The following is a 20462-nucleotide window of genomic DNA, read 5'->3' on the forward strand; positions in this document are numbered from 1 at the left end:
TTCACCCTTGAAAACGTATATTTATATTTTCCAGTATTCCGAAATGATTATTAAAATAATTTGACACACTCAATCTCCGGTGTATCCAGGTAACCATAGTCTTTTACTCTACCATGGCGGTCCATCTGTGGTCCCCAAGTTGTATAAACAACTCGTCCGTTTGGACGAATGGCAGCTGACCGTCTTCCATCTGCAATGGCTTCAATAAATTTCCCCAACACACAAGAAAATCCCACTCCAAAATGATACAGCGGATACCACGGAAACGGCCTGTAATTACATTCACACACTTTTACATTTCCTTTTATTGTTAATCCAATCAAATGGTTATCTCCAATGGAAATCGAAGAAATTTTCTTCCAGCTTTCTGCCTCACTGAAAGCAGAACAGGCCTTTATAGTTCCATCTTTTGTAAGACCAGCATACAACCATTCATTTTCAGGACTCATAACAAATTGTTTCAGATGACAATAACTCCACTCATGCTCCTTAACATCTCCATATAAATGCTTATCCGTTTCTGAAATGGAACCATTAAATTCCCATAGGGTGCCATCTGTTCTAAAAAAACAAATACATTCCCATGTACCTGTCATATATACAATATCGTTAAACGGAGTTAGATTCCTTCCTGTCTCGCTACCATCCAATTCCACGATTCTTCCGTCATAAGTCAATCCTATTAAATACGTCAGCTGTGGAAAACCATGACGTAGAAAATCCACAAAACGAGTTCTTGTTTTCCTTGCCGGAACAATTGTTTCTTTAAATCTATCATTATGGATATTGGTGTCGAATGAAGGATACCCTCTCTTGTCTATTGCAATAAAGATTTGATACGTTCTCATCTCAAGTAGTTCAAGATAGCTTACTGCAATGAGCCTATCAATATCTTTTAAGTTACCCGTATAAAACTCCTTTTGTGCCGTACAATAAACCGTCCCATCGGATTTAACTACTGCAATATCCTCCCCGCCAATAAACAAAATCTTACGCGAGTATTTTTTATAATAGTCATCTCTCCGATCCAGTTTTAGCTCCGGTTCTGACTTTGGTTGTGATTCCGGTTGTGGCTTAGGTTCTTGTTCTGGTTGTGATTCTGATTGCAGCTCCGGTTCTGCGCTTTCTTTTGCCTCCATTTTAAAAGGCAAAAAACTATACACAAGCCCTGTAGACACTGTCTCCTGAGGATTAGGCAGGCAGATGACCCGCTGTTTCTCGGACTGCGCCCTAATCAGAAGAGGATGATATAAACCTCCCCGGGTTCCGTCCAACATATCTTTGGCAAAATACCAGTTACTGTGCCCTCCTGTAAGTATCACAAAATCTAGATGTTTTATGGACAATACCTCATCCTTCATCTCCGCCATTTGCATTCCGCTCTCCAAAAGCTGACTGAAATTCAAAAAATGATCTGAAATCATCTGCTCAAACCTGAAACGATCAAAGCCCGGAAAGGAAGCCCCTTCAAATATCATGGAAAACGGGGCAACATATCCGCAGGTTGTAACCCGTTTCCCCTCATTCAGGTCACGGGAAACCGTCTCCTCCTTCCACTTCTTTGCAGCAGAGTTAGCTGATGCTATCTGCTCCGCCTGCTCGGGTGGAAGCGATTGTCCATTACTTTTCATTCCTTTTAGATAGTCTGCCACATACATCTCTAAGGCCTTATCGATCTCACAACCACCGCAGGTCAGGCAACTCCCCTCCCCCGGCCAGGTTGCAATAATTTCATTAGAAATGTCCTCGGCATGAAGGACTCCCTTAGTTTTTTCTGCCACATGGAACCGACAAAAGGCAAGATCCGTAGTCCCTGCCCCCATATCCACCAAAAGCAGATAGCCGTTCTGTCCACTTTTTAAAATCCCCTGCTTTTCCAGTTCTCCGGCCTTCTGACATAGTACGGTGTAAAGGGCCGCTGATGCCTCATCCATGGAAGTAACATTCTTAAAGCCTGCCTTTCTGGCTGCCTGTTCCATAAAGGTGCGTGTCTCATTTTTCCATTTTACCGGGTAGCTGATGATGGTCTGCTCTTCATCCTCTACTGAGCCAAGGGTACTGGACTGTTGAGTATACCAAGTATACATATACGCCAAAAAGCTTTCTGTTAATTGTCTGGCGAGTTCTCTCTTTTCCGTATTTTCACATTCCAGATCTATCTTGAAATTTTTAAAAATCCGGGCCCCTTCCACAGGTTCATCTGCATCCCGTCCGCAGGTCATTGTTCCGTCTGCGTTTTTTCGCACGATTGTGACTGCCTTTGAATCTGCCTCCCCGTTTCCAAAGGTAACACTGGTTGTAAGAAACCGATCCCCCAATGGCTCTCCATTCTGATACCGCTTTACTTTGATCAGCGATGTACTGGTTCCGAAATCAATCCCCACAACCCGTACGATATTATTTTTTTCCATATAACTACCACCCCTTTATTGATACATTTGCAGGTTGTTATAGATGATCCCCAATCTTTCTGCCTGCAGAAAATTCTATACATTTAATATGGACATTATTATCGTACCATATTTTCCGATATATTTTAATTATTTATATATTTAGCCTGAAAAAATATATTTTTATTCTTCTATTCGCGCCTAAATATGACTATGATTATACTATATTTGGAATAATATCTCAATATAGTCTGTAGTTTTAAAATTAAAAGTTTTGTCTGGCAAAATTTCTGCCTATATTAAAAAATGTCAATAGATTATCAACTATATCCTCAGGCTCGAAAATTATGAAATTATTGCCACAAAACATTTTAGAATATGAACAAAAAACAATTGAAGATATAGTGGAAATTTTAATGAGGCCGTTTAAGTCCAAATAAAGTGTTAATAAAAAATAGACGAGGAATTCTTTGACATGTCACCAAATTATTGGGTAAAAAAAGATGAAAAGGCCTGCAAAACACTGCAAACTTTTTCATCTTTTTCACTTTTCTATCCCTTAAATCTAAACAAAATGCGGAGTATCTATTTAATTTTTATAAGCAATTAATGAGGCCATTCTATTGCTTAGTCTACCTCCTCTACATCGGTTACGTTCTTCTTTAACAACAGCTTTCCTAAGACACAAATAACAACAGCAGTCATCATTCCTGCGTAAGTTTCTGTAATTGCAAATCCACCAATTGAGAGTGGATAGACACTGTAAATCATTTTATAACCCACCCACAATAGCATGACAATACTAGATGCAATCATACTCTGGCAGGCCACTTTACTGGAGAGTTTCCATCCACATATCCCACACAATAGCACTATGAAGATGGCACCGCGCAGAGAATAAGCTGAATACACCAGGTCAAGCACTGTTGTAGCATCCACTAATGCGATAGCACAGATACAACAGATAATGCCGGATGCCACTGTCATAATCTTACTAATGCAAACAATCTCTTTGTCTGTTGAATTAGGCTTTAGCTTTCGCTGATAAATGTCCTTAGTGAATAGTGTAGCTGAAGCCAGAATTATTGGAGAAGCCGTGCTCAAAAGTGCTGCCAGCACCGAAGCTAAAATCAACCCTCCTGCTAAATCCGGGAGTTGTAAAAGCAATGTTGAAAACCCTAGTTTTGCCTCTGTGACATTTTCTCCAGTAATTGCTATAAGTTGCCCCGAGCTGGACAGTACTTTTGCCGCCATACCCATGACTGCCGTAAAAAAGCCAAATGGAGCTACAATGCATGCAGTTAACAAACAGGATTTTTTCGCCGATACTGTATCCTTTGCAACTAGAACTGGTTGTAAACCGGCTTGCGCCGTTCCTGCACCGAGCATAGATGCGATAATCCAAGAGGATACCTTAGGCATTCCGATTGAAAACATACCAAAATGGTTAGTGCCCTCTTGAGCGTCCACTACTTTTAACATCGAAAACAGCTGAGAAAAACCGCCCACTTTTCCTATTGCGAACACCATACCCAAAATCACACCAAGATACATAACAATCAAGTGCATCCTGTTTGTTGAAGTAATGGCTTTCATACCTCCCATCATGGTATATGCAATGAAAATCACTGCGAAAACCAGGCAGGAATGTGTAAAATCTATACCTAAAATTCCTTCTCCAAGCTTACCGGCCGCAACCATCTGTGATACGCCCACAGCAAGCATAACAATAATTAAAAGTATACTGGATACCGTTCTAGCCTCTGCACCAAAGAAATGCTCCATAATACCAGGAACTGTTATGCTACCAATACTCCGGTATAGACTGGCAAACAGGACCCCTAAAAGGAATATCCCTAGAGCATTAGCAATCGTATACCATGCTCCAGATATTCCATACAAGAAGCCGTACTCTGACACGCCAGTAGTCGCCGTTCCACCCAGCCATTCTCCACAGGAAGCACAGGCAATTGCAGTAACGCCGAGCTGCGTCCCGTGATAGGCTGCCGATCCTTGCATTTTAAATGAGGCAATAAGGCCTACTACTAACGTTAACCCAAAATAGAGAGCACAGATAAGTAATTGTATATTCCTCTCCATATACCTATAACTCCCTGTTTTCGACCAAATCCTTTGACATAATGTTCACGATAATAAATATAATTACGGATGCCCCCAGACCATAAAATACATGAGTACCACTCTTACCCATTACGAAGTAAGCGATAATATCCATTACTGGCCCTGCAATGGCCGCGGCGATACCTGAACTCCTTGTCAGTTTTCCCTTCCAAAAGAAAGCTGCAAGCATCGGAATGAGGAACACTGTTGTCCGCATACCAAAAGACAAAAAGATGAATGTTTGAATGTAGGTACCGATTGTTGATACAGAGAAAATACAGCTCAGAGCTACTACCACCACAATGATAATTCTCATTAGCAAAACCTGCTTTTGGGAGTCCATATCCTGTTTATTTCGGCAGATAACATCTCTCTGTAACATAGTCGCTACACTTAAGGACAAGCCAGCATTAGATGTAAGAGATGCAAGCATGAGACCACCTATGAAGATACCTGCAAAGATACCTGGAAAATTATAAACCATAAACATGGGTAACGCACGGCTGGCCGTCATTTCCGGATAAGTAATTCTCATGTACATGCCGATCAGCGCACACATAAAACCTACAGGGAGTGTCAGCAGCCCACCCAGTATACAACCATTTCTCGCTGCCTTCGCATCCTTAGCAGACAGGACTCCCTGAATATATGCCTGCGTAACCAAAACTCCAAGCATAAACCCTACAGCGATTCCAATATCATAAAAATGCCCGTTTTCCGCATTACTTCGTGCCATCATATTCCAGACTCCACTGCCCAAAGTCTGCGTAATACCAGAAAAACCTCCCACAGCCGCCATCGCGATAACCGCACTGGCCACAACACCTATATAGATAATAGCCATCTTTAAAAGTCCGCCGATACTGTTTGCAAAAATACCTCCAAATACAACAAAGAGACAGACCAGTGCAAAGCAAATGAAGGCTGCGGCATAGTCAGATATAGCAAAAATCGAAGTCAGTAAAGGAATGAAGCCTTTAGACTGTGATAAAATGGAAAAGAATATTGCTAAGGAACTAAACAATGCTGTCACCGCCACAATTTTTTTCCCATACGTATGACTTAGCACCTGAGAAATAGTCTGTGCTTTAGTCAGTTTATAGATAAATTGGCTTAGTAAACAGCCCAGAATAAAAAGACCAATCGTTTGGCCTAAAGACTGCCACCAGCCTACCAGACCGTAAGTGAAAGCTGTCTGCGCTGTTCCAATGGTGGTACCGGAGCCTACGATTGAGCAAAGAATCGCACCAGCTACCATGACGGAAGATGCGCGTTTTCCACCAACTACAAAGTCCTCCGCATTTTTAACCTTCCGTACAGAAACAATCCCCAAAACGGCCATACCGCCGAAAACAATAAGAATACCCATAATAATTGAAACTGTAATACCTGTCATAGTTTATACCCCTCCCCTAGAAGTTTAACGAAGCCATTCTCACCACTACAGCAAGAGCCTGTCCGCCCTCTGCTCCGCAAAGCGCCAATCCCCATTCCCTATGTTGCATCCTAAGTGCACACAACAATCGATGAAATTCCACGCAGCCACTGGCTCCCCAAGCATTTCCTGTCGCTAGAGCTCCACCATAGGGATTCACTTTCTTCGCGGCTTCCTCTGCTGTAATCCCCAACCCTTTAATCAGAGCTATACTCTGCGCAGCCGTAAGCTCGTTCATTTGGATAATATCTACATCGCACGCTGCTTTTCCAGCAAACTCCAACGCTTTTTTAGCCGCCTGAATTCCTACCATTCCATCACCAGTTGGAGAACCCGCAGATATGCCTATGGCAACAAGCTCACCTAACATAGGAATTTTCTTTTCCTTCGCCGCCTGTTCGCTTACGAGCAGACAAGCTGCTGCCGCATCAGCGGCTCCTGCTACCTCACTAGGTTGTACATAAAGTTCATCTTCGGTAATCGTATGTGTTATTTTCTTTTCTTTTACTATAATGGGCACTAGCTGCTCGTCAAGTGCTGCGGCTCGTGCCCTGCGAAGGCTTTCCCTCGCATAGGCGATTTGATCAGCATTAGTAATTCTATGGGAATCTGCAATCACCCCATTCATATCCTCGATAGTCAGCTTTCCATACCGATTGACCGGTTGGCCGCCGGCTACCAGCGCACGAATTGGGTCGACCACAATCTTATCCGGTGAAAAGGCGTAACGTGCATTCTGGATTTCATAAGGAATTTGAGACATACTCTCCGCCCCTCCAGCCAGAATAACATCTGCATTTCCTGCAGAAATCTTTAAAAAACCGTTCACAATCGCCTGCATTCCAGAGGCCCCCTGCCTCTGAACAGTATAAGCTGGAACCGCTTCCGGAATATCCGCAGCCAAACCGATGTATCTGGCACAGTTGGATGGCGTACTGGTCTGTTTCGCGATACCGAAGATTATCTCATCGATACATGCACCATTAATACCAGTCTTCTCCAACACATCCTTAACAGCGTATACCGCCAACTCCTGTTCCTTACAATTCTTCAGTACACCATCATAAACTCCGATCGGTGTGCGGGAAGAACCCGCAATCCACACTTTTTTCATCTCAACACCTCCCTATCACAACGGCAACACCAAGCCCACCTGCACAACAAAGCGTGATGAGACCGTATTTTGCTTCTGGACGGCGTTTCAACTCATACATGCACTTTACAGTCAGTGCAACACCTGTGCAGCCTAGCGGATGCCCATGAGCTATTGCACCGCCGTTTGGATTGATTTTTTCCATCAGTGCGGCTTCTTCGATGCCTAGTTTTTTCCACTCTGCAATTACAGCCAGTGACTGTGCCGCAAATGCTTCATTTAACTCAATCACATCTACATCGCTTAAGGAGATTCCTGCCCTCCTCAAGGCCTTCTTAGAGCATTCCACCGGCCCCAACCCCATCATTGTAGGATCACAGCCACTACTTGCAGTACCTAGTATCCGTACCATCGGAGCATAGCCCAGTTCCTTCGCTTTGTCTTCAGACATCAGCAAAACGGCACCGGCTGCATCATTGCGGCCTGAAGAGTTCCCCGCTGTCACCGTACCATCCTTCTTAAAGGATGGACGCAAAGATGCTAACTTTTCCATAGAAGACATAAAAGGATGTTCATCGATATCAAACTGATGCTCACTACCGCCACTCAATGTTGGCACCGGCACTATCTGATCCTGGAAACGTCCGGCTTTCATGGCAGCCGCCATCTTAATCTGACTGCTCATCGCAAATTCATCCTGCATAGCACGGGAAATCCCGTAGACCTCTGCTAGTTTTTCCGCTGTAATTCCCATTGGGAAGTATCCATATTTATCCTTCGGGATCGCACCCGGGCCGCCCTCTGTTAAGGAATCTTCGATTATATAGGAACCATTTCCCAGCCCTTGTCTGACATCTCTCATAAAATAGACAGACTGGCTCATATTCTCTACTCCGCCCGATACGATCACTTCAGCCTCTTTTGTTGAAATCATCTCATAACCATCTATAATCGCCTGCAGGCCGGAGCCGCACTGACGGTTTACTGTATAGCAGGGAACCTCCTCTGGAAGTCCTGCATTTAATGCTGCCACCCTAGCCACATTTGCAGGAGCCGCTTTTTGCTTAACCTCGCCCATGATAACCTGATCGACCAAACAGCCGTCCAACTTCGCTCGATTATTCAGTAAATCATCTAAAACGATAGTTGCCAGCTCCGTATCACAGACATCCTTAAGTGATTTCCCAATTTTTCCAATTGCTGTTCTCACCCCATGAGTGATCACCACTTGTCTCCCGCTCATATACAAACCTCCTCGTACAAAGAGCTACCTATGAGGCTAAATGCCTACCACATAGGCAACTCCCTCTTCTCATCTCTATGACTCTCCTATCGCATAGAAATAACGATAGCTATTTACTTCTTATCAAGATTCAAATCGGCAAAAGTTGTATCATTGGGATCCTGATCTTGCCATGAAGGCATTCCATGATGCGTACGGATAACCTTGCTCTCATAGCGTGTAGATGTATATGACTCCAACATCGGTTTTCTCTTCATAGCAAACTCAAGGAAATGCGGCGCGCTATTGTGACGATTAACATCGTCCTCCGTCTCCCAACATTCGAAAACAAACATGTCCTGCTCATTTTCCATTGACGGATATTGATCATAGGAAATATTTCCTTTTTCCTTACGTGTATTGACCACGTTGTCCATAACAAACTTTAAAAGTTCTTCCCTCTTTCCGGGTTTTAACCGATATCGTACTGCAATAGTTACCATAAATATACCTCCTACTTGATTGATTTATTGATTATCCCAAAAGCATATGCACATTGGGGAGTTTCCTATTTGACAATTGTTTTTATACCAGTATTTCTCTTACCTCTTCCATAATCTCGATTTGTTCGGGGATAATAATTTTTGCTGCAGTTGCATCCTGTACCTCCTCGACAGTTCTGCTGGACGCCAATTTTCGCAAAACCAGCCCATCAGATGTTACCTCGATCATACACATTTCGGTAATAATGTAATTCACACAATGAAATCCTGTCAAAGGGAACGTGCACTCTTCCAGAATTTTCGCTTTACCACGATTCGTGTGCTCCATGGCAACAATCACAGTAGGCACACAGGTAACTAGATCCATCGCCCCACCCACGCCTGCAATCATTTTTCCAGGGACCGTCCAATTCGCCAAATTTCCCTTCTCATCCACCTGAAGTGCTCCCAACACTGTAACATCTACATGTCCCCCCCAAATCAGGCCAAATGATAATGGGCTTTCCATAAACATGCCTCCTGGGAGTACGGTTACACAGCGAGAACCCGGGTCAATAATCTCTAAATCCTCATGTCCTGGTTCAGCAACATCGCCTAAACCCAGGATACCGTTTTCTGTATGAATAAAAATATGCTTATCAGCTATATATTTTGTAACGAGCGTTGGAATTCCAATCCCCAAATTTACTGTCTGTCCGTCCTGTAATATTCCGGCGATGCATTTTGCAATCGTATTATGAACATCAATTACCATCTGCGTTCTTCACCTCCACCACTCCATCTATCAGCATACCCGGAATGGTAATCTCTTCCGGCCCGATCTGTCCTGTTTCCACAAGAACAGGGGTTTCTACATAGACGCGCTTGCACGCCATTGCCATAGATAATCCGAAATTTTTTGTCGAACCTTTTAGGAAACAGTTTCCCATACGATCCACCTTTGATGCACGAATCAGAGCCACATCCCCTGCCAGCGTATTCATAAGAATGTATTCCTTACCGTCAAAATCACGCGTTTCCCGTCCTTCTTCTAAAAAAGTTCCGATTCCTACGGGTGAATAAAATGCAGGGATACCGATACCTGCCAAATGAATACTCTCTGCCAATGTTCCTTGTGAAAGCATCTCCACCTTTCCATCTTGATACAATTGTTGAAGTGCTGGACTATTTCGCATAAAGCTACACTTTGCATGTTTGCACCGCTCTTTGAGCAGTAATTCCAGATATGTATGCATCTTACTGAAGCTTGAATTCAAATAAAACGTCAGATCTACAACTGATGTTGTTTCATATAGTGCCCGAAGCATATCGCAGGCATAACCAGAACTACCGAATCCGGCTACCATTATGATATTTCTGTCATGAATGTCGCTGACTGCCTGTTCAGCCGAAATTATTTTGCCCAACATTAGTCTTCTCCCTCCCTCTTTATTAAAAATTATTGATTTTTTATAAAAATAGTGTAAAATATAAATTGAAATTTAACCAGAACAAAACGCATCAATCTGTCTTTTTTTGCACTTTTTTAAAAAAGTGTCCATTTTTCAGTTATTACTTACCGAAAAGTATCTATTGACACAAGAAAGGACCATATGACCAATCCCAATCAGATAAATAAAACGCAAAGGAATATTCGCAAAGCATTATTACGTCTGTTATCTTCTTACAATCTGACTCAGATATCTACTCTACAAATTTGCGAGGAGGCTGAGGTTAGCCGTAGTAGCTTCTACACCTATTACAATTCCAAGTATGACGTTGTAGAACAAATTGAAAAAGAATTGATTTCTGGATTTCTAGATATTATGCTTCAATTGCGTGCAACAGGCAAAAAGGCCTACTATGAAAATATTAATAATAATCGAATTATCTACTTTACACAGTATTTTCAATATATTGAAGTACACTTTTCCGAATTTAAGTCCCTACTTGGGCCCAAAAATGAAACAGGGTTTTCTGAACGTTTTGCAAAGGCAATTTCCAAAACCAGATTAGCAACGATTAAAATCTGGAACAGCTACCCACAGGTCAATAGTGAAAATGACCGCATTATGCTTTACAGAGAAGCTGCCCTAAGTTCCTTATATGTTTGTCTGTTTTCTTCCTGGTGCCAGCAAGATATGGATCTATCTGTAGAAAAAATGGCTTCAATTTTAAATGAAATATGGAAATCATTTTTATGTATTGGAGTTGTATAATGAAATTTGCAAATAGCTTTATCTGATATAACCGCTTCAATATTACCGGATGCAATGAAATATAAGTGTTGTTCCAAAAAAAGACGAGGAGAATTCCACTCCTCGTCTTTCTTGAAGTATATCTACTACATTCTACAGATTCATAATAATTGATTATCAGTACCATCATATGGATTTTCGCAGCACACATTAACAAATGATGTTCCATTGTTTGTAGCTGCTACGGTAACTTCATAAACACCATTATTCTCTATCCCAGGAAATAATTCCAATTTATAATCGGATTTCTTTAAATCACTAAAAAAATAAAACCCAAACTTTCCAAATTTATTAAATTCTGTTTTAGAAGTATCTCCGAAGGAAGATATTATATGCACTCGGAATCAGTGACAAAAAAATAGAACCCACAGTAGGGTTCTATCTATTTTCAATTAAGGTTTTCAGTTCCTCAAATGTCATGTTCTTTTCATTCATTAGACTTACCAAGCCCTCTACCCGAACCTTATCCATCTCTTCTATGATACTATCATGCTTTTTCTGTAACTCAACCAACTCTTGCTCTTTTTTTCTATCTTTTCAGCAATCTTCTTTAACTCGTTTTCATACTTAGTCATATCCCGTTTTCTACCGGCCATTTTGAACCTCCTGATATCGTGTCATTTGTACGATACTATAATATCATACTATGTGCCGATTTAAAAGGCAATTATCTCTAGCTCCTTTAGAATAATTATTGCATCCTTCACACCTGCCCAATATGCTAATGACACCTTCTCAATATTCATACCATCTCTCTCAGCTAATAGATCATCAACTACCTCTTTTAATTCTGGAGATAGCTTTAAAGAATCATAAGCTACTCCCATAGCAGCAGCCCTTTCCTCCATCTTCTTGTATTCGCAATCTTCATTTAACATAGAATCCAGAGATACTTCCATTCTTTTATCGGCTATTATTTTAAGCACTTCCATAAATTCATTATTCATGTAAGCCTCCTATTTACTTTATCGTATATTATACTATTTTATATGATTTAATCGTATTAATCAATATCTTATGTTCAATAATGATATATTATACGCAAAAGGAGAATGTTATATGAGACCATTAAAAACGCGCATAAGTATCACACTTGATTCGGATATCCTGGAAATGATTAAAGAGTTAGCAGAGGATGATGATCGTTCCGTGAGCCAATATATCAATATCGTACTTAAAGATTGGATTACAAAGGAAACGGGTGAAAAATCAAATCTATTTTCCAAATAAGCTGTGTCTATTGAATAGTAAAACAGAGCGCTTATTAGGCGCTCTGCTGAATCTCGTTCTGTGTAGAAACTAACTCTTTGATATCGTCCATGGTCATCCCCTGCTCATTAAGCATGGATTTAAATTCCTTAAACTCCTCTAATTCTATCTGATTTTGGATTAATTTCTCTTTCTCTTTTAATGTTTCCAAGCAATTCTCATACTGTGCAATGGAATTCTGCACCTCTGCCAGTTCTCCCTGCAACTTTTCAAGTGGTGATTTTCTTACTCCGCGTGCCATAATTATGTTCTCCTTTTTCTGTAAATAAGTCTTCTATGGATACTTTTAGCATGTCCATATATTACCAGTATATGCATACAAAGGCTATGTTATGTTTATGATCATAAAAAATAAAAGCCACAGTGATTATTGTGACTTTTATTTACTAAGAAGGATATTTAATATAATATTTTACTACACAGTTTACTACACAGTTTTAATAATAAGCTACGATAATAGGCGATAATTTACGATACTTTTATCCTATTTTTTTGTGAATATTATTCAAAAAACCATTGTATTTTATAGGATTTTTTTGGTCATATTGCTTTCCACCATAAATTCAATAAATTCCTGCTTATAGCTCTCCATATATTATATCCTCACTTTCGGTTTTTATCTTACTGCTCCAATGAGCTGGTTGATATCCTCAATCCCATACCGCTCCATATAGGCCCGGATCCCCTCCACTGTCTCCACAGTAGCATAAGGGTTGTGGAAATTAGCGGTGCCGATGGCCACCGCGCTGGCTCCTGCCAGAATGAATTCCAGGGCATCATCCCCATTCCGGATCCCGCCCATTCCGATAATGGGCACCTTCACTGCCTGGGCCACCTGGTACACCATACGCACAGCCACCGGCTTAATGGCCGGTCCTGAAAGCCCGCCGGTCCTGTTGGCCAGGGCAAACGCCCTTTTGTGTATATCGATCTTCATGCCGGTCAGGGTGTTGATCAGGGAAACGGCATCCGTACCCCCGGCCTCCGCCGCCTTGGCCATGACGGTAATATCCGTCACATTGGGGCTCAGCTTCATGATAATGGGCTGTTTTGCATGGGCCTTTACCTCCCTGGTAATGGCCTCCACCGCCTTGGGATCCTGGCCAAAGGCAATGCCCCCTTCCTTTACATTGGGGCAGGATATGTTGATCTCCAACATGTCCACCGGTTCGTCACCCAGACGCTCCACCACCTCTACATAGTCCTCTGTGGTCCTTCCGCAGACATTGACAATGATCCTGGTGTCATACTGTTTTAAAAAGGGAATATCCCTTTTGGCAAAAACTTCTATGCCGGGATTCTGAAGGCCGATGGCATTGATCATGCCGCCGTATGTTTCCGCGATCCTGGGGGTTGGGTTACCAGGCCACGCAACATTGGCCACGCCCTTGGTGACCACTGCTCCCAGGCGGTTTAAATCCACAAATTCACTGTATTCCATACCGGAGCCAAATGTCCCCGATGCTTCCATCACCGGATTCTTAAATTCCACGCCGGCAATATTTACACTCATATTCATCACTGGGCACCTCCGTTATAGTTCGATCTCATCTGCCAGGAATACGGGTCCGTCCTTACAGATGCGCTTATTGTGTACCTGTGAATGGCGGTCAATATCCTTTGACTGGCACACGCAGGCCAGACAGGCTCCCACGCCGCAGGCCATCTTTTCTTCCAGTGACAGCCAGCACTCCATTCCCTGCTCAGCGGCATAAGCCTTCAGGGCACGGAGCATGGGGGTGGGACCGCAGGCATAAATGATATCGGCCTTTAACCCCTGTTCACGTATGGCATCCAGTACATTGCCTTTTGTTCCCGCACTTCCGTCCTCGGTGGCCGCATAGACCGGTCCGTACGCCTCAAACTCCTCCTTCAGGAACATCTGGCTGTCCCTGTATCCCAGCACTGACCGGACCATTCCCCGGCCGCTGTCAGCTCCGCTCTCCCGGCCGGACTCTTGTTCCGCCTGAAGGGCTTTGGCCAGTTCCAGCAGGGGAGGGATTCCGATGCCTCCTCCGATCAGAAACGCTCTCTTCTCAGGCTTTAACGGAAAGCCGTTGCCCAGAGGTCCCAGCACATCAATGGTATCCCCTTCCTTCAGGCAGGAAAACTCCTTTGTGCCGGCGCCTGCAATGCGGTAAACCAGGCGCAGTTCTCCCTTTTCCCGGTCAATGCCGCACAGGCTGATGGGCCTTGGAAGCATCTTTGATCCGTCCTTTGAGTACAGGGACAAAAACTGTCCCGGAACTGCTTCCCCCGCGATCTGGGGGGCCTTGATCCTCATATCATATATATCCTCAGTCAGCCGGTCCTGTTTTGTGATGACCGCTGTCATTTTTATCTTTGCCATAAAAAATCTCCATCTTTATTGTGCCGCCACATTATGTTCTTACAGCACCGGCAATAATCTGCCGGTGCTGCAGTCCGTTACAGTACGCTGTTGATATCAGCAACCATATCCAGTACGGCCTGTCTGGAGGCTTCGCCAAAATGCTCCGGACCGAACTGTTTATACTTATCCTGCTTGTAAGCAGCTATGATGCCCCTGGATGAGTTCACAATGGCCCCAAGTCCATCCTCATTAAAACAGTGCTTTAGGTCATCCGCCGTACCGCCCTGTGCACCGTATCCCGGCACCAGGAAATAGGTTGCGGGCATCAGCTTGCGGAGGATCCTGCTCATCTCCGGGTAGGTGGCGCCCACCACGGCTCCCACATTGCTGTATGCACCGTCCATGGAAGCAGCTCCCCACTCCATCACCTTCTGGGCCACCCATTCGTATAAGGGTCTTCCATCGATCAAGCGGTCCTGAAATTCGCCGCTGCTGGGGTTGGATGTCTTAACCAGGACAAACAGTCCCTTATCATCAGTGTTGCACACATCTACAAAGGGCTTTACTCCGTCTGTTCCAAGATATGGATTGACCGTAAGCATATCCACGTCAAATCCTCTGTATGCATTGCTTCCCACCTGGACCGCGCCCAAATGGCCGGTGGCATATGCCGCGGAAGTGGAACCAATATCCCCCCGCTTGGCGTCTCCAATAACGGTCAGGCCCTTTTCGTGGCAGTATTCCACTGTTTTCTTATATGCAATAAGCCCTTCTATGCCAAACTGTTCATACATGGCGATCTGCGGCTTAACTGCCGGGATCAGATCACATGTATGGTCAATGATTTCCTTATTAAACTGCCAGATAGCGTCCGCAGCCCCCTCCAGGGTCTCTCCGTATGCATCAAAGGATTTCTTAACCACATGTCCGGGCACATAGGACAGCATCGGATCCAGTCCGACACAGATCGGGGCGTTTGTCTTCTTTATCTTTTCAATCAACTGACTAATCATAGCGTCCTCCTTATGTATGAGTACTGAAAACTCTTTCCCCATTCTAACATATAAAGTACCTTGTTTCAAGGAATGATATTCCAGTATTAAAAAATATTTTGTCGTGTTTTTTTGAACCGTGTACCCGGAAAACGATTTGCCCATGAATCTATTTGCTCCCGGATCTATTTACTCCTGGTAAATTTTGTTGTATGCTACTTTTATAAATATCCTCAGTGGGCAGGGACGACTATGGTGTATTTCCTTTTCCTCTGAGAGCAGGGGCGGGAGAAACCAATATGAGCGAATTTAATCGATCCAGTGAACTGTCACATATACTGAAGCTTCAGGAGGAGGCCCATGACGGCCGGGCAGATCTTAAAGCGGACATGTGGGACCGGCGTGTAAAGAACTGGAAGCAGAACTTCTGGAATCAAAACCTGAAAAAGGGAAAAGCCATGGACCGGATCATGGAAACTGCTGATTATCTGAGAGTCAACGGAGTCCTTGGACCGGATACGGATGTGGTGGATATCGGATGCGGGCCGGGACGTTTTGTATCCGAATTTGCCTCCACCGCGCGCCGGGTGGTGGGCATTGACATTTCCACCCGCACCATTGAATATGCCCAACTGTTTACCCGTGAGCAGGGACGGGACAACACCCGGTTCCTGGTCCGTGATTTCTGCAGCATGGACCTTGAGGCTGAAGGACTTTACCATGCCTTTGATCTTGCCTTCTGTTCCCTGTCCCCGGCTGTTTCCGGCCTTGAGGGCCTTGAAAAATTCATGGAGTTGAGCAGGTCCTGGTGCTGCATGAACGCCATTGTATCCGGCCGCCACCAACTCCACGAGCGCATTGCCAGGGAGGTGTTTCACAGGGATACCCTAAACAGCTGGAACGGACGGCATTTTTACACCAGTTTCAATACTCTTTTCCTTACCGGGTACCTGCCGGTCACCAGCTATTATACCCAGACCAAGGAAAATTACCGGACAGCGGACAGGGAGTTTGCAGAGATATCCGGTTCCATTATCCTGCCGCCCGGTGAGAGGACCACGGATCGGATTGAGAAAATATACCGCTGGATGGCGGAACACGCGGACGAGGACGGCAATCTCTATGAGAGCTCGGAATTTACATATGGACGGCTGCTGTGGAATTTAAAGGGCAAACGGACCCAGACACGGCGGTCTGTGGAGAACAGCCATTAAGAACTGCTATTAAGAACTGCTATTAGAGACAGCAAAAAACTGCCACGGAAGGGATGAGCATTTTCCCTTTTGCAGCAGTTTTTCAGATTCAGAGTCTTATTTCCGGGGAACGGAATCCACCAGGAGCCCCTCCATGTCCTCCCTGGCCACATCCACATGGTACATAACTTTATAGTAGTCAATGGCCAGATCCACAATATCCACATCATATAAATCCGGATATAACAGGTTTGTCACCCAATGCAGCCCGATAAAGCGGTTGACAGAGGACGGACGGTCGGAAAAACGCTCTGTATCAACAGTACATGCTGTCCGCCAACAGCTGGGAAAAACTTATTCAATATGGGATTGAGAGAAATGAATTTAACCATGTGGATATTCCTGCAGTATTTGATCTGATCGTGTTCTCTTATCAGGGTGTGCGCATGTTCAGCAAACTGATGCCAATCAATGAACAGATACCGTCCGGCATCATAAAAGAGATCAAAAAAATATTAATAAGGGAGGATTAAACAATGGCAGCTGTTTTTAACAATTTTCAGGAGGATACCAATGCTTTTATAAACCCAGGCGACCTGACAAAAGAGATAAGCGGGTTCCCTCAAATCTGTATCTCCACTTTTTCAGAAAACATTATCAATCATTTTATTGAAACCAATGAAGCCCGCATAATTGCACATTTGTATTCTTCAAACGGAGCCATCCCCGTGTACGCCGTCAAATATGCTGATATGACCTTTGGTTTATTCCTTTCCAGGGTCGGCGCTCCGGCATGCGTGGCCGGGCTTGAGGAAATAATAGCCTTAGGCGCAAAAGGTATCGTTCTTTTTGGGTGCTGCGGAGTGTTGAACCAGTCGGTTGTTCAGAACAAGATCATCATTCCATTGTCAGCGGTCAGGGATGAGGGCACAAGCTATCACTATATTCCCAGCAGTGAAGAGATAAGCGCTGACAGTTCTTCAGTCAATCTTACAACAAGATGCTTGGAACAGCATGGGATTCCTTATGTGGCCGGAAAGGTCTGGACCACGGACGCCATCTACAGGGAGACCACCGGATTAATTGAGGAGCGCAAAAAACAGGGCTGTATTGCGGTTGATATGGAATGCTCCGCTTCCCTGGCCGTGTCTAAATTCAGAAATGTTCCGGTCATCCCCTTCCTGTTCGGAGCCGATCATCTTGACTCGGACCGCTGGGAGCCAAGGGACCTGACAGATTACGGGCGTCATTTAAGTGATAAATATATTGCCATTGCCTTGGAAATTGCATTGGTTTTAGGGGAAACGGTGAAATCTGCGGAAACCAAAAAACCAGACCTTTTATCTGAAATCTAAAAAATATATAAAATTAGCACTCACCTCTTGACAGTGCTAACAATTGTGTTATAATGCATGTATAACAAATAAAACAAACAGTTCTATCAGCAAGGAGGATACAACGATGATGTTAATACCAAGAAGAAACTACGGACTTAATTTATTTGATGAATTTTTTAATGATCCATTCTTTACCGGCTCCACTGAGAAAAACAGCGACAGCAGGAAGCTTCCCGTGATGCGAACCGATATTACGGAAAAGGATGGCAACTATATAATGGAAATTGAACTTCCGGGATTTAAGAAGGAAGACATCAAGGCAGAATTAAAGGACGGATACCTGACCATTTCAGCTGAGCATGACGCCTCCAGCGAGAGCAAGGATGATAAGGGAACCGTGATCCACAGAGAGCGCTACACCAGTTCCTGCAAGAGAACCTTCTTTGTAGGCGAGCAGACCAGACAGGAAGACATTAAGGCAGGCTTTGAAAACGGCATCCTGAAACTGCAGGTGCCAAAGGATGCGCCCAAGGTAGAAGAAACCCCTAAATATATCGACATACTGTAATCCCTCCCTTTTCTTACCCTCTTTTAATATACATTTACCACATAGCCAAAGGCAGACGGAGCGCCCCCACGCCGTCTGCCTTTGGCTGTTATGGATTTTTCCTATTGTCTTTTCCAGATGAGCTGGTCTTCTTTTATGGTTGCAAGAACCTTTATGTCCCTGATTCCATCCGGCTCTGTTGACAATGGGTTTTTGTCCAGCACTGCAAAATCAGCCTTTTTTCCGCTTACAATCGAACCTTTTTCATCTTCCTCAAAGTATTGGTACGCCCCATTGACCGTGATGGCCTTTAATGCCTCCCAAACCGGCAGCCGCTCCGTACCGCCAAGCACCACGCCTCCTTTTGTCCTGCGGTTTACCGCGCACCACAGCGTTTCCATCATATCGGGACGTATGACCGGGCTGTCCTGATGTAAGGTAAATACAATGCCCTCCTTAAGAGCTGATGCGGCCGGACTGATGCGGCCGGCCCGCTCCATTCCGAAATTTTTGATGTGCACGTCCCCCCAGTGGTATACATGTGCCAGGAAAAAGGAGGGAATCACTTTCAGCCGCTTCACCTGCTTTAGCTGATCCAGTCCAAGAAGCTGGGCGTGTATCATCACCGGGCGTATATCTCCGGGATAAAAGGCGGGACAGTCCGGATCTTCATTTTTTTTCAGATATCCGTAAACAGCTTCCATCTGGTTCAGATACTGTTCGCAGGCCATATCCCCGTTACAGTGCGCCAGAAGCTGCATTCCCTCCCTTTCAGCTTTCAGTATGTGGGCGTATACTTCCTCATCCTGCAGCGTACCATATCCTCTGTAATCCTTTGGCTGTCCGCCCTCTTGATCCGCCTCATAGGGTTCCCTCATCCAAGCTGTCCTGCCCTGCGGCGAACCATCCAGGAACATTTTATATCCGCCCAGCTTGATATGGTTTTTATAAATCCTGATGTGATCCTTTAATTGTTCAGTGACAGTCTTGCTGTCCCTGATATCCCCATACGCCACCAGATCCAGTTTCAAAAGCCCGGAACCGGCCAGCAGCCCGTACAGGGGAAGCAGACGTTGGGACAGCAGCCCCTCCTGGACCGTGGTGATCCCATGGGAGGCGTACAGTTCCTGCGCCCTGGAATACGCCTGCAAAAACTCCTCCTTATCAGGCATGGGAACCTGGTTCTGGTACTTTAAAAAGGCTGCCTCTTCCATGTAGCCGGTGATGGTTTTGTCCTTAATCTCGATCACGCCTCCCTGGGGACATACGGTATCGGGTGTAATCCCAAGCTGGTTCAGGGCCATGGTATTCAGCACACCCATATGGCCTGACTGGTGTTTCATGATCAGGGGATTGCGGGGCGCCGCCTGATCCAGCACCATCCGCCTGGGATGGGTGTGCTCCTTCAGGCAGTTATGGTCATACCCGGACGCCTGTACCCACTGGCCCTCCGGTATCTTCCTCTGCCTGATAAAATCCTGTATGCGTGAAATAATGGTATCAAAATTTTCCGCTCCGTCCAGGTTTACCTCCATGGTATTGCTGGCACACGCGGTAAAATGGCTGTGGGGATCGATGAAACCCGGCACCATTACATTTCCCTGAAGATCCCCCTTACGGACCTGGGAACCGGCCCGCTCCAGCAGGTCTTTATAAGTTCCGGCATCTGTAATCCTCCCATTCTCCGTAAGCACGGCCTCCACGCATGGCTTTTGGTCCTCCATGGTAAGGATCGTTCCATTGTAATACAATATCTGTCCCATGATGCGCTCTCCCTTCAAATTATTTGAC

General features: G+C 44.4%; 20 protein-coding genes. 5 read left to right on the top strand and 15 right to left on the bottom strand.

Annotated features, from left to right (window positions below; translation table 11 throughout):
- Positions 1-50 precede the first annotated feature (50 nt).
- The 8 genes from HMPREF9469_RS04930 to HMPREF9469_RS04965 form a co-directional block, all read right to left on the bottom strand.
- A complete protein-coding gene (locus HMPREF9469_RS04930) occupies positions 51-2411 on the bottom strand; it encodes a hypothetical protein (protein WP_007859778.1) in 2361 nt (786 codons plus the stop codon).
- Between the two features lie 606 nt (positions 2412-3017).
- The gene (locus HMPREF9469_RS04935; protein WP_007859780.1) at positions 3018-4490 is read right to left on the bottom strand and encodes a sodium:solute symporter family protein; all 1473 of its coding nucleotides are present in this window, start codon (positions 4488-4490) and stop codon (positions 3018-3020) included.
- Positions 4491-4494: 4 nt separating this feature from the next.
- Positions 4495-5907, bottom strand: coding sequence for a sodium:solute symporter family protein (locus HMPREF9469_RS04940; RefSeq protein WP_007859782.1), 1413 nt, complete (start codon positions 5905-5907; stop codon positions 4495-4497).
- A gap of 16 nt (positions 5908-5923) precedes the next feature.
- Positions 5924-7060, bottom strand: a complete 1137-nt coding sequence (locus HMPREF9469_RS04945; protein ID WP_007859783.1) for a thiolase family protein — start codon at positions 7058-7060, stop codon at positions 5924-5926.
- Position 7061: 1 nt separating this feature from the next.
- Positions 7062-8282, bottom strand: coding sequence for a thiolase family protein (locus HMPREF9469_RS04950; protein ID WP_007859794.1), 1221 nt, complete (start codon positions 8280-8282; stop codon positions 7062-7064).
- Between the two features lie 113 nt (positions 8283-8395).
- Positions 8396-8764, bottom strand: a complete 369-nt coding sequence (locus HMPREF9469_RS04955) for a putative quinol monooxygenase (RefSeq protein ID WP_007859799.1) — start codon at positions 8762-8764, stop codon at positions 8396-8398.
- A gap of 82 nt (positions 8765-8846) precedes the next feature.
- Positions 8847-9518 carry a 3-oxoacid CoA-transferase subunit B gene (locus tag HMPREF9469_RS04960; RefSeq protein WP_007859800.1) on the bottom strand — a complete coding sequence of 224 codons (672 nt, stop codon included), beginning with the start codon at positions 9516-9518 and terminating at the stop codon, positions 8847-8849.
- Entirely contained in the window at positions 9508-10173 is a 666-nt protein-coding gene (locus HMPREF9469_RS04965; protein ID WP_007859801.1) for a CoA transferase subunit A, read from the bottom strand. Before HMPREF9469_RS04965 ends, HMPREF9469_RS04960 begins: the two co-directional genes overlap by 11 nt.
- A gap of 183 nt (positions 10174-10356) precedes the next feature.
- Here HMPREF9469_RS04965 and HMPREF9469_RS04970 point away from each other — a divergent pair, with 183 nt between their 5' ends.
- Entirely contained in the window at positions 10357-10962 is a 606-nt protein-coding gene (locus HMPREF9469_RS04970; RefSeq protein ID WP_007859802.1) for a TetR/AcrR family transcriptional regulator, read from the top strand.
- A 695-nt stretch (positions 10963-11657) separates the two neighbouring features.
- On the opposite strand, the gene HMPREF9469_RS04975 is transcribed toward HMPREF9469_RS04970, so the two are convergent.
- Positions 11658-11948, bottom strand: a complete 291-nt coding sequence (locus HMPREF9469_RS04975) for a hypothetical protein (protein ID WP_007859805.1) — start codon at positions 11946-11948, stop codon at positions 11658-11660.
- A 112-nt stretch (positions 11949-12060) separates the two neighbouring features.
- Between HMPREF9469_RS04975 and HMPREF9469_RS04980 the strand changes: the two genes are divergently transcribed.
- Positions 12061-12231 (top strand): ribbon-helix-helix protein, CopG family, encoded by a 171-nt coding sequence (locus HMPREF9469_RS04980; protein WP_007859807.1) that lies wholly within the window; start codon positions 12061-12063, stop codon positions 12229-12231.
- Positions 12232-12265: 34 nt separating this feature from the next.
- Here HMPREF9469_RS04980 and HMPREF9469_RS04985 read toward each other — a convergent pair whose 3' ends face one another.
- From HMPREF9469_RS04985 to pyrF, 4 genes are all read right to left on the bottom strand, one after another.
- Positions 12266-12511: a hypothetical protein gene (locus tag HMPREF9469_RS04985; protein WP_007859809.1), complete on the bottom strand. Its 246-nt coding sequence runs from the start codon at positions 12509-12511 to the stop codon at positions 12266-12268.
- Positions 12512-12886: 375 nt separating this feature from the next.
- Positions 12887-13789 carry a dihydroorotate dehydrogenase gene (locus HMPREF9469_RS04990; RefSeq protein ID WP_007859818.1) on the bottom strand — a complete coding sequence of 301 codons (903 nt, stop codon included), beginning with the start codon at positions 13787-13789 and terminating at the stop codon, positions 12887-12889.
- 15 nt (positions 13790-13804) lie between these two features.
- Complete coding sequence (locus tag HMPREF9469_RS04995; RefSeq protein ID WP_007859820.1) at positions 13805-14620, bottom strand: dihydroorotate dehydrogenase electron transfer subunit; 816 nt, start codon at positions 14618-14620, stop codon at positions 13805-13807.
- A gap of 77 nt (positions 14621-14697) precedes the next feature.
- Positions 14698-15615 carry an orotidine-5'-phosphate decarboxylase gene (gene pyrF / locus HMPREF9469_RS05000; protein WP_007859822.1) on the bottom strand — a complete coding sequence of 306 codons (918 nt, stop codon included), beginning with the start codon at positions 15613-15615 and terminating at the stop codon, positions 14698-14700.
- 278 nt (positions 15616-15893) lie between these two features.
- Between pyrF and HMPREF9469_RS05005 the strand changes: the two genes are divergently transcribed.
- On the top strand, positions 15894-16808 hold the full coding sequence (locus HMPREF9469_RS05005) for a class I SAM-dependent methyltransferase (protein WP_007859824.1): 915 nt from the start codon (positions 15894-15896) through the stop codon (positions 16806-16808).
- Positions 16809-16904: 96 nt separating this feature from the next.
- Here HMPREF9469_RS05005 and HMPREF9469_RS31925 read toward each other — a convergent pair whose 3' ends face one another.
- Positions 16905-17045 carry a hypothetical protein gene (locus tag HMPREF9469_RS31925; protein ID WP_156200181.1) on the bottom strand — a complete coding sequence of 47 codons (141 nt, stop codon included), beginning with the start codon at positions 17043-17045 and terminating at the stop codon, positions 16905-16907.
- Positions 17046-17323: 278 nt separating this feature from the next.
- Between HMPREF9469_RS31925 and HMPREF9469_RS05015 the strand changes: the two genes are divergently transcribed.
- Together HMPREF9469_RS05015 and HMPREF9469_RS05020 are read left to right on the top strand one after the other, a co-directional pair.
- Positions 17324-18142 (top strand): nucleoside phosphorylase, encoded by an 819-nt coding sequence (locus HMPREF9469_RS05015; RefSeq protein ID WP_007859826.1) that lies wholly within the window; start codon positions 17324-17326, stop codon positions 18140-18142.
- A 106-nt stretch (positions 18143-18248) separates the two neighbouring features.
- A complete protein-coding gene (locus HMPREF9469_RS05020; protein WP_007859828.1) occupies positions 18249-18692 on the top strand; it encodes an Hsp20/alpha crystallin family protein in 444 nt (147 codons plus the stop codon).
- 101 nt (positions 18693-18793) lie between these two features.
- On the opposite strand, the gene HMPREF9469_RS05025 is transcribed toward HMPREF9469_RS05020, so the two are convergent.
- A complete protein-coding gene (locus HMPREF9469_RS05025; protein ID WP_007859831.1) occupies positions 18794-20434 on the bottom strand; it encodes an amidohydrolase in 1641 nt (546 codons plus the stop codon).
- Positions 20435-20462: the final 28 nt, after the last annotated feature.

The sequence above is a fragment of the [Clostridium] citroniae WAL-17108 genome (assembly GCF_000233455.1).
In the GTDB taxonomy this organism is placed as follows: domain Bacteria; phylum Bacillota; class Clostridia; order Lachnospirales; family Lachnospiraceae; genus Enterocloster; species Enterocloster citroniae.

What these genes read in the sequence shown, in the direction of transcription:
- HMPREF9469_RS04930 (WP_007859778.1), bottom strand. Translation starts at nt 2,411, where the DNA reads ATGGAAAAAAATAATATCGTACGGGTTGTGGGGATTGATTTCGGAACC.
- HMPREF9469_RS04935 (WP_007859780.1), bottom strand. Translation starts at nt 4,490, where the DNA reads ATGGAGAGGAATATACAATTACTTATCTGTGCTCTCTATTTTGGGTTA.
- HMPREF9469_RS04940 (WP_007859782.1), bottom strand. Translation starts at nt 5,907, where the DNA reads ATGACAGGTATTACAGTTTCAATTATTATGGGTATTCTTATTGTTTTC.
- HMPREF9469_RS04945 (WP_007859783.1), bottom strand. Translation starts at nt 7,060, where the DNA reads ATGAAAAAAGTGTGGATTGCGGGTTCTTCCCGCACACCGATCGGAGTT.
- HMPREF9469_RS04950 (WP_007859794.1), bottom strand. Translation starts at nt 8,282, where the DNA reads ATGAGCGGGAGACAAGTGGTGATCACTCATGGGGTGAGAACAGCAATT.
- HMPREF9469_RS04955 (WP_007859799.1), bottom strand. Translation starts at nt 8,764, where the DNA reads ATGGTAACTATTGCAGTACGATATCGGTTAAAACCCGGAAAGAGGGAA.
- HMPREF9469_RS04960 (WP_007859800.1), bottom strand. Translation starts at nt 9,518, where the DNA reads ATGGTAATTGATGTTCATAATACGATTGCAAAATGCATCGCCGGAATA.
- HMPREF9469_RS04965 (WP_007859801.1), bottom strand. Translation starts at nt 10,173, where the DNA reads ATGTTGGGCAAAATAATTTCGGCTGAACAGGCAGTCAGCGACATTCAT.
- HMPREF9469_RS04970 (WP_007859802.1), top strand. Translation starts at nt 10,357, where the DNA reads ATGACCAATCCCAATCAGATAAATAAAACGCAAAGGAATATTCGCAAA.
- HMPREF9469_RS04975 (WP_007859805.1), bottom strand. Translation starts at nt 11,948, where the DNA reads ATGAATAATGAATTTATGGAAGTGCTTAAAATAATAGCCGATAAAAGA.
- HMPREF9469_RS04980 (WP_007859807.1), top strand. Translation starts at nt 12,061, where the DNA reads ATGAGACCATTAAAAACGCGCATAAGTATCACACTTGATTCGGATATC.
- HMPREF9469_RS04985 (WP_007859809.1), bottom strand. Translation starts at nt 12,511, where the DNA reads ATGGCACGCGGAGTAAGAAAATCACCACTTGAAAAGTTGCAGGGAGAA.
- HMPREF9469_RS04990 (WP_007859818.1), bottom strand. Translation starts at nt 13,789, where the DNA reads ATGAATATGAGTGTAAATATTGCCGGCGTGGAATTTAAGAATCCGGTG.
- HMPREF9469_RS04995 (WP_007859820.1), bottom strand. Translation starts at nt 14,620, where the DNA reads ATGGCAAAGATAAAAATGACAGCGGTCATCACAAAACAGGACCGGCTG.
- pyrF (WP_007859822.1), bottom strand. Translation starts at nt 15,615, where the DNA reads ATGATTAGTCAGTTGATTGAAAAGATAAAGAAGACAAACGCCCCGATC.
- HMPREF9469_RS05005 (WP_007859824.1), top strand. Translation starts at nt 15,894, where the DNA reads ATGAGCGAATTTAATCGATCCAGTGAACTGTCACATATACTGAAGCTT.
- HMPREF9469_RS05015 (WP_007859826.1), top strand. Translation starts at nt 17,324, where the DNA reads ATGGCAGCTGTTTTTAACAATTTTCAGGAGGATACCAATGCTTTTATA.
- HMPREF9469_RS05020 (WP_007859828.1), top strand. Translation starts at nt 18,249, where the DNA reads ATGATGTTAATACCAAGAAGAAACTACGGACTTAATTTATTTGATGAA.
- HMPREF9469_RS05025 (WP_007859831.1), bottom strand. Translation starts at nt 20,434, where the DNA reads ATGGGACAGATATTGTATTACAATGGAACGATCCTTACCATGGAGGAC.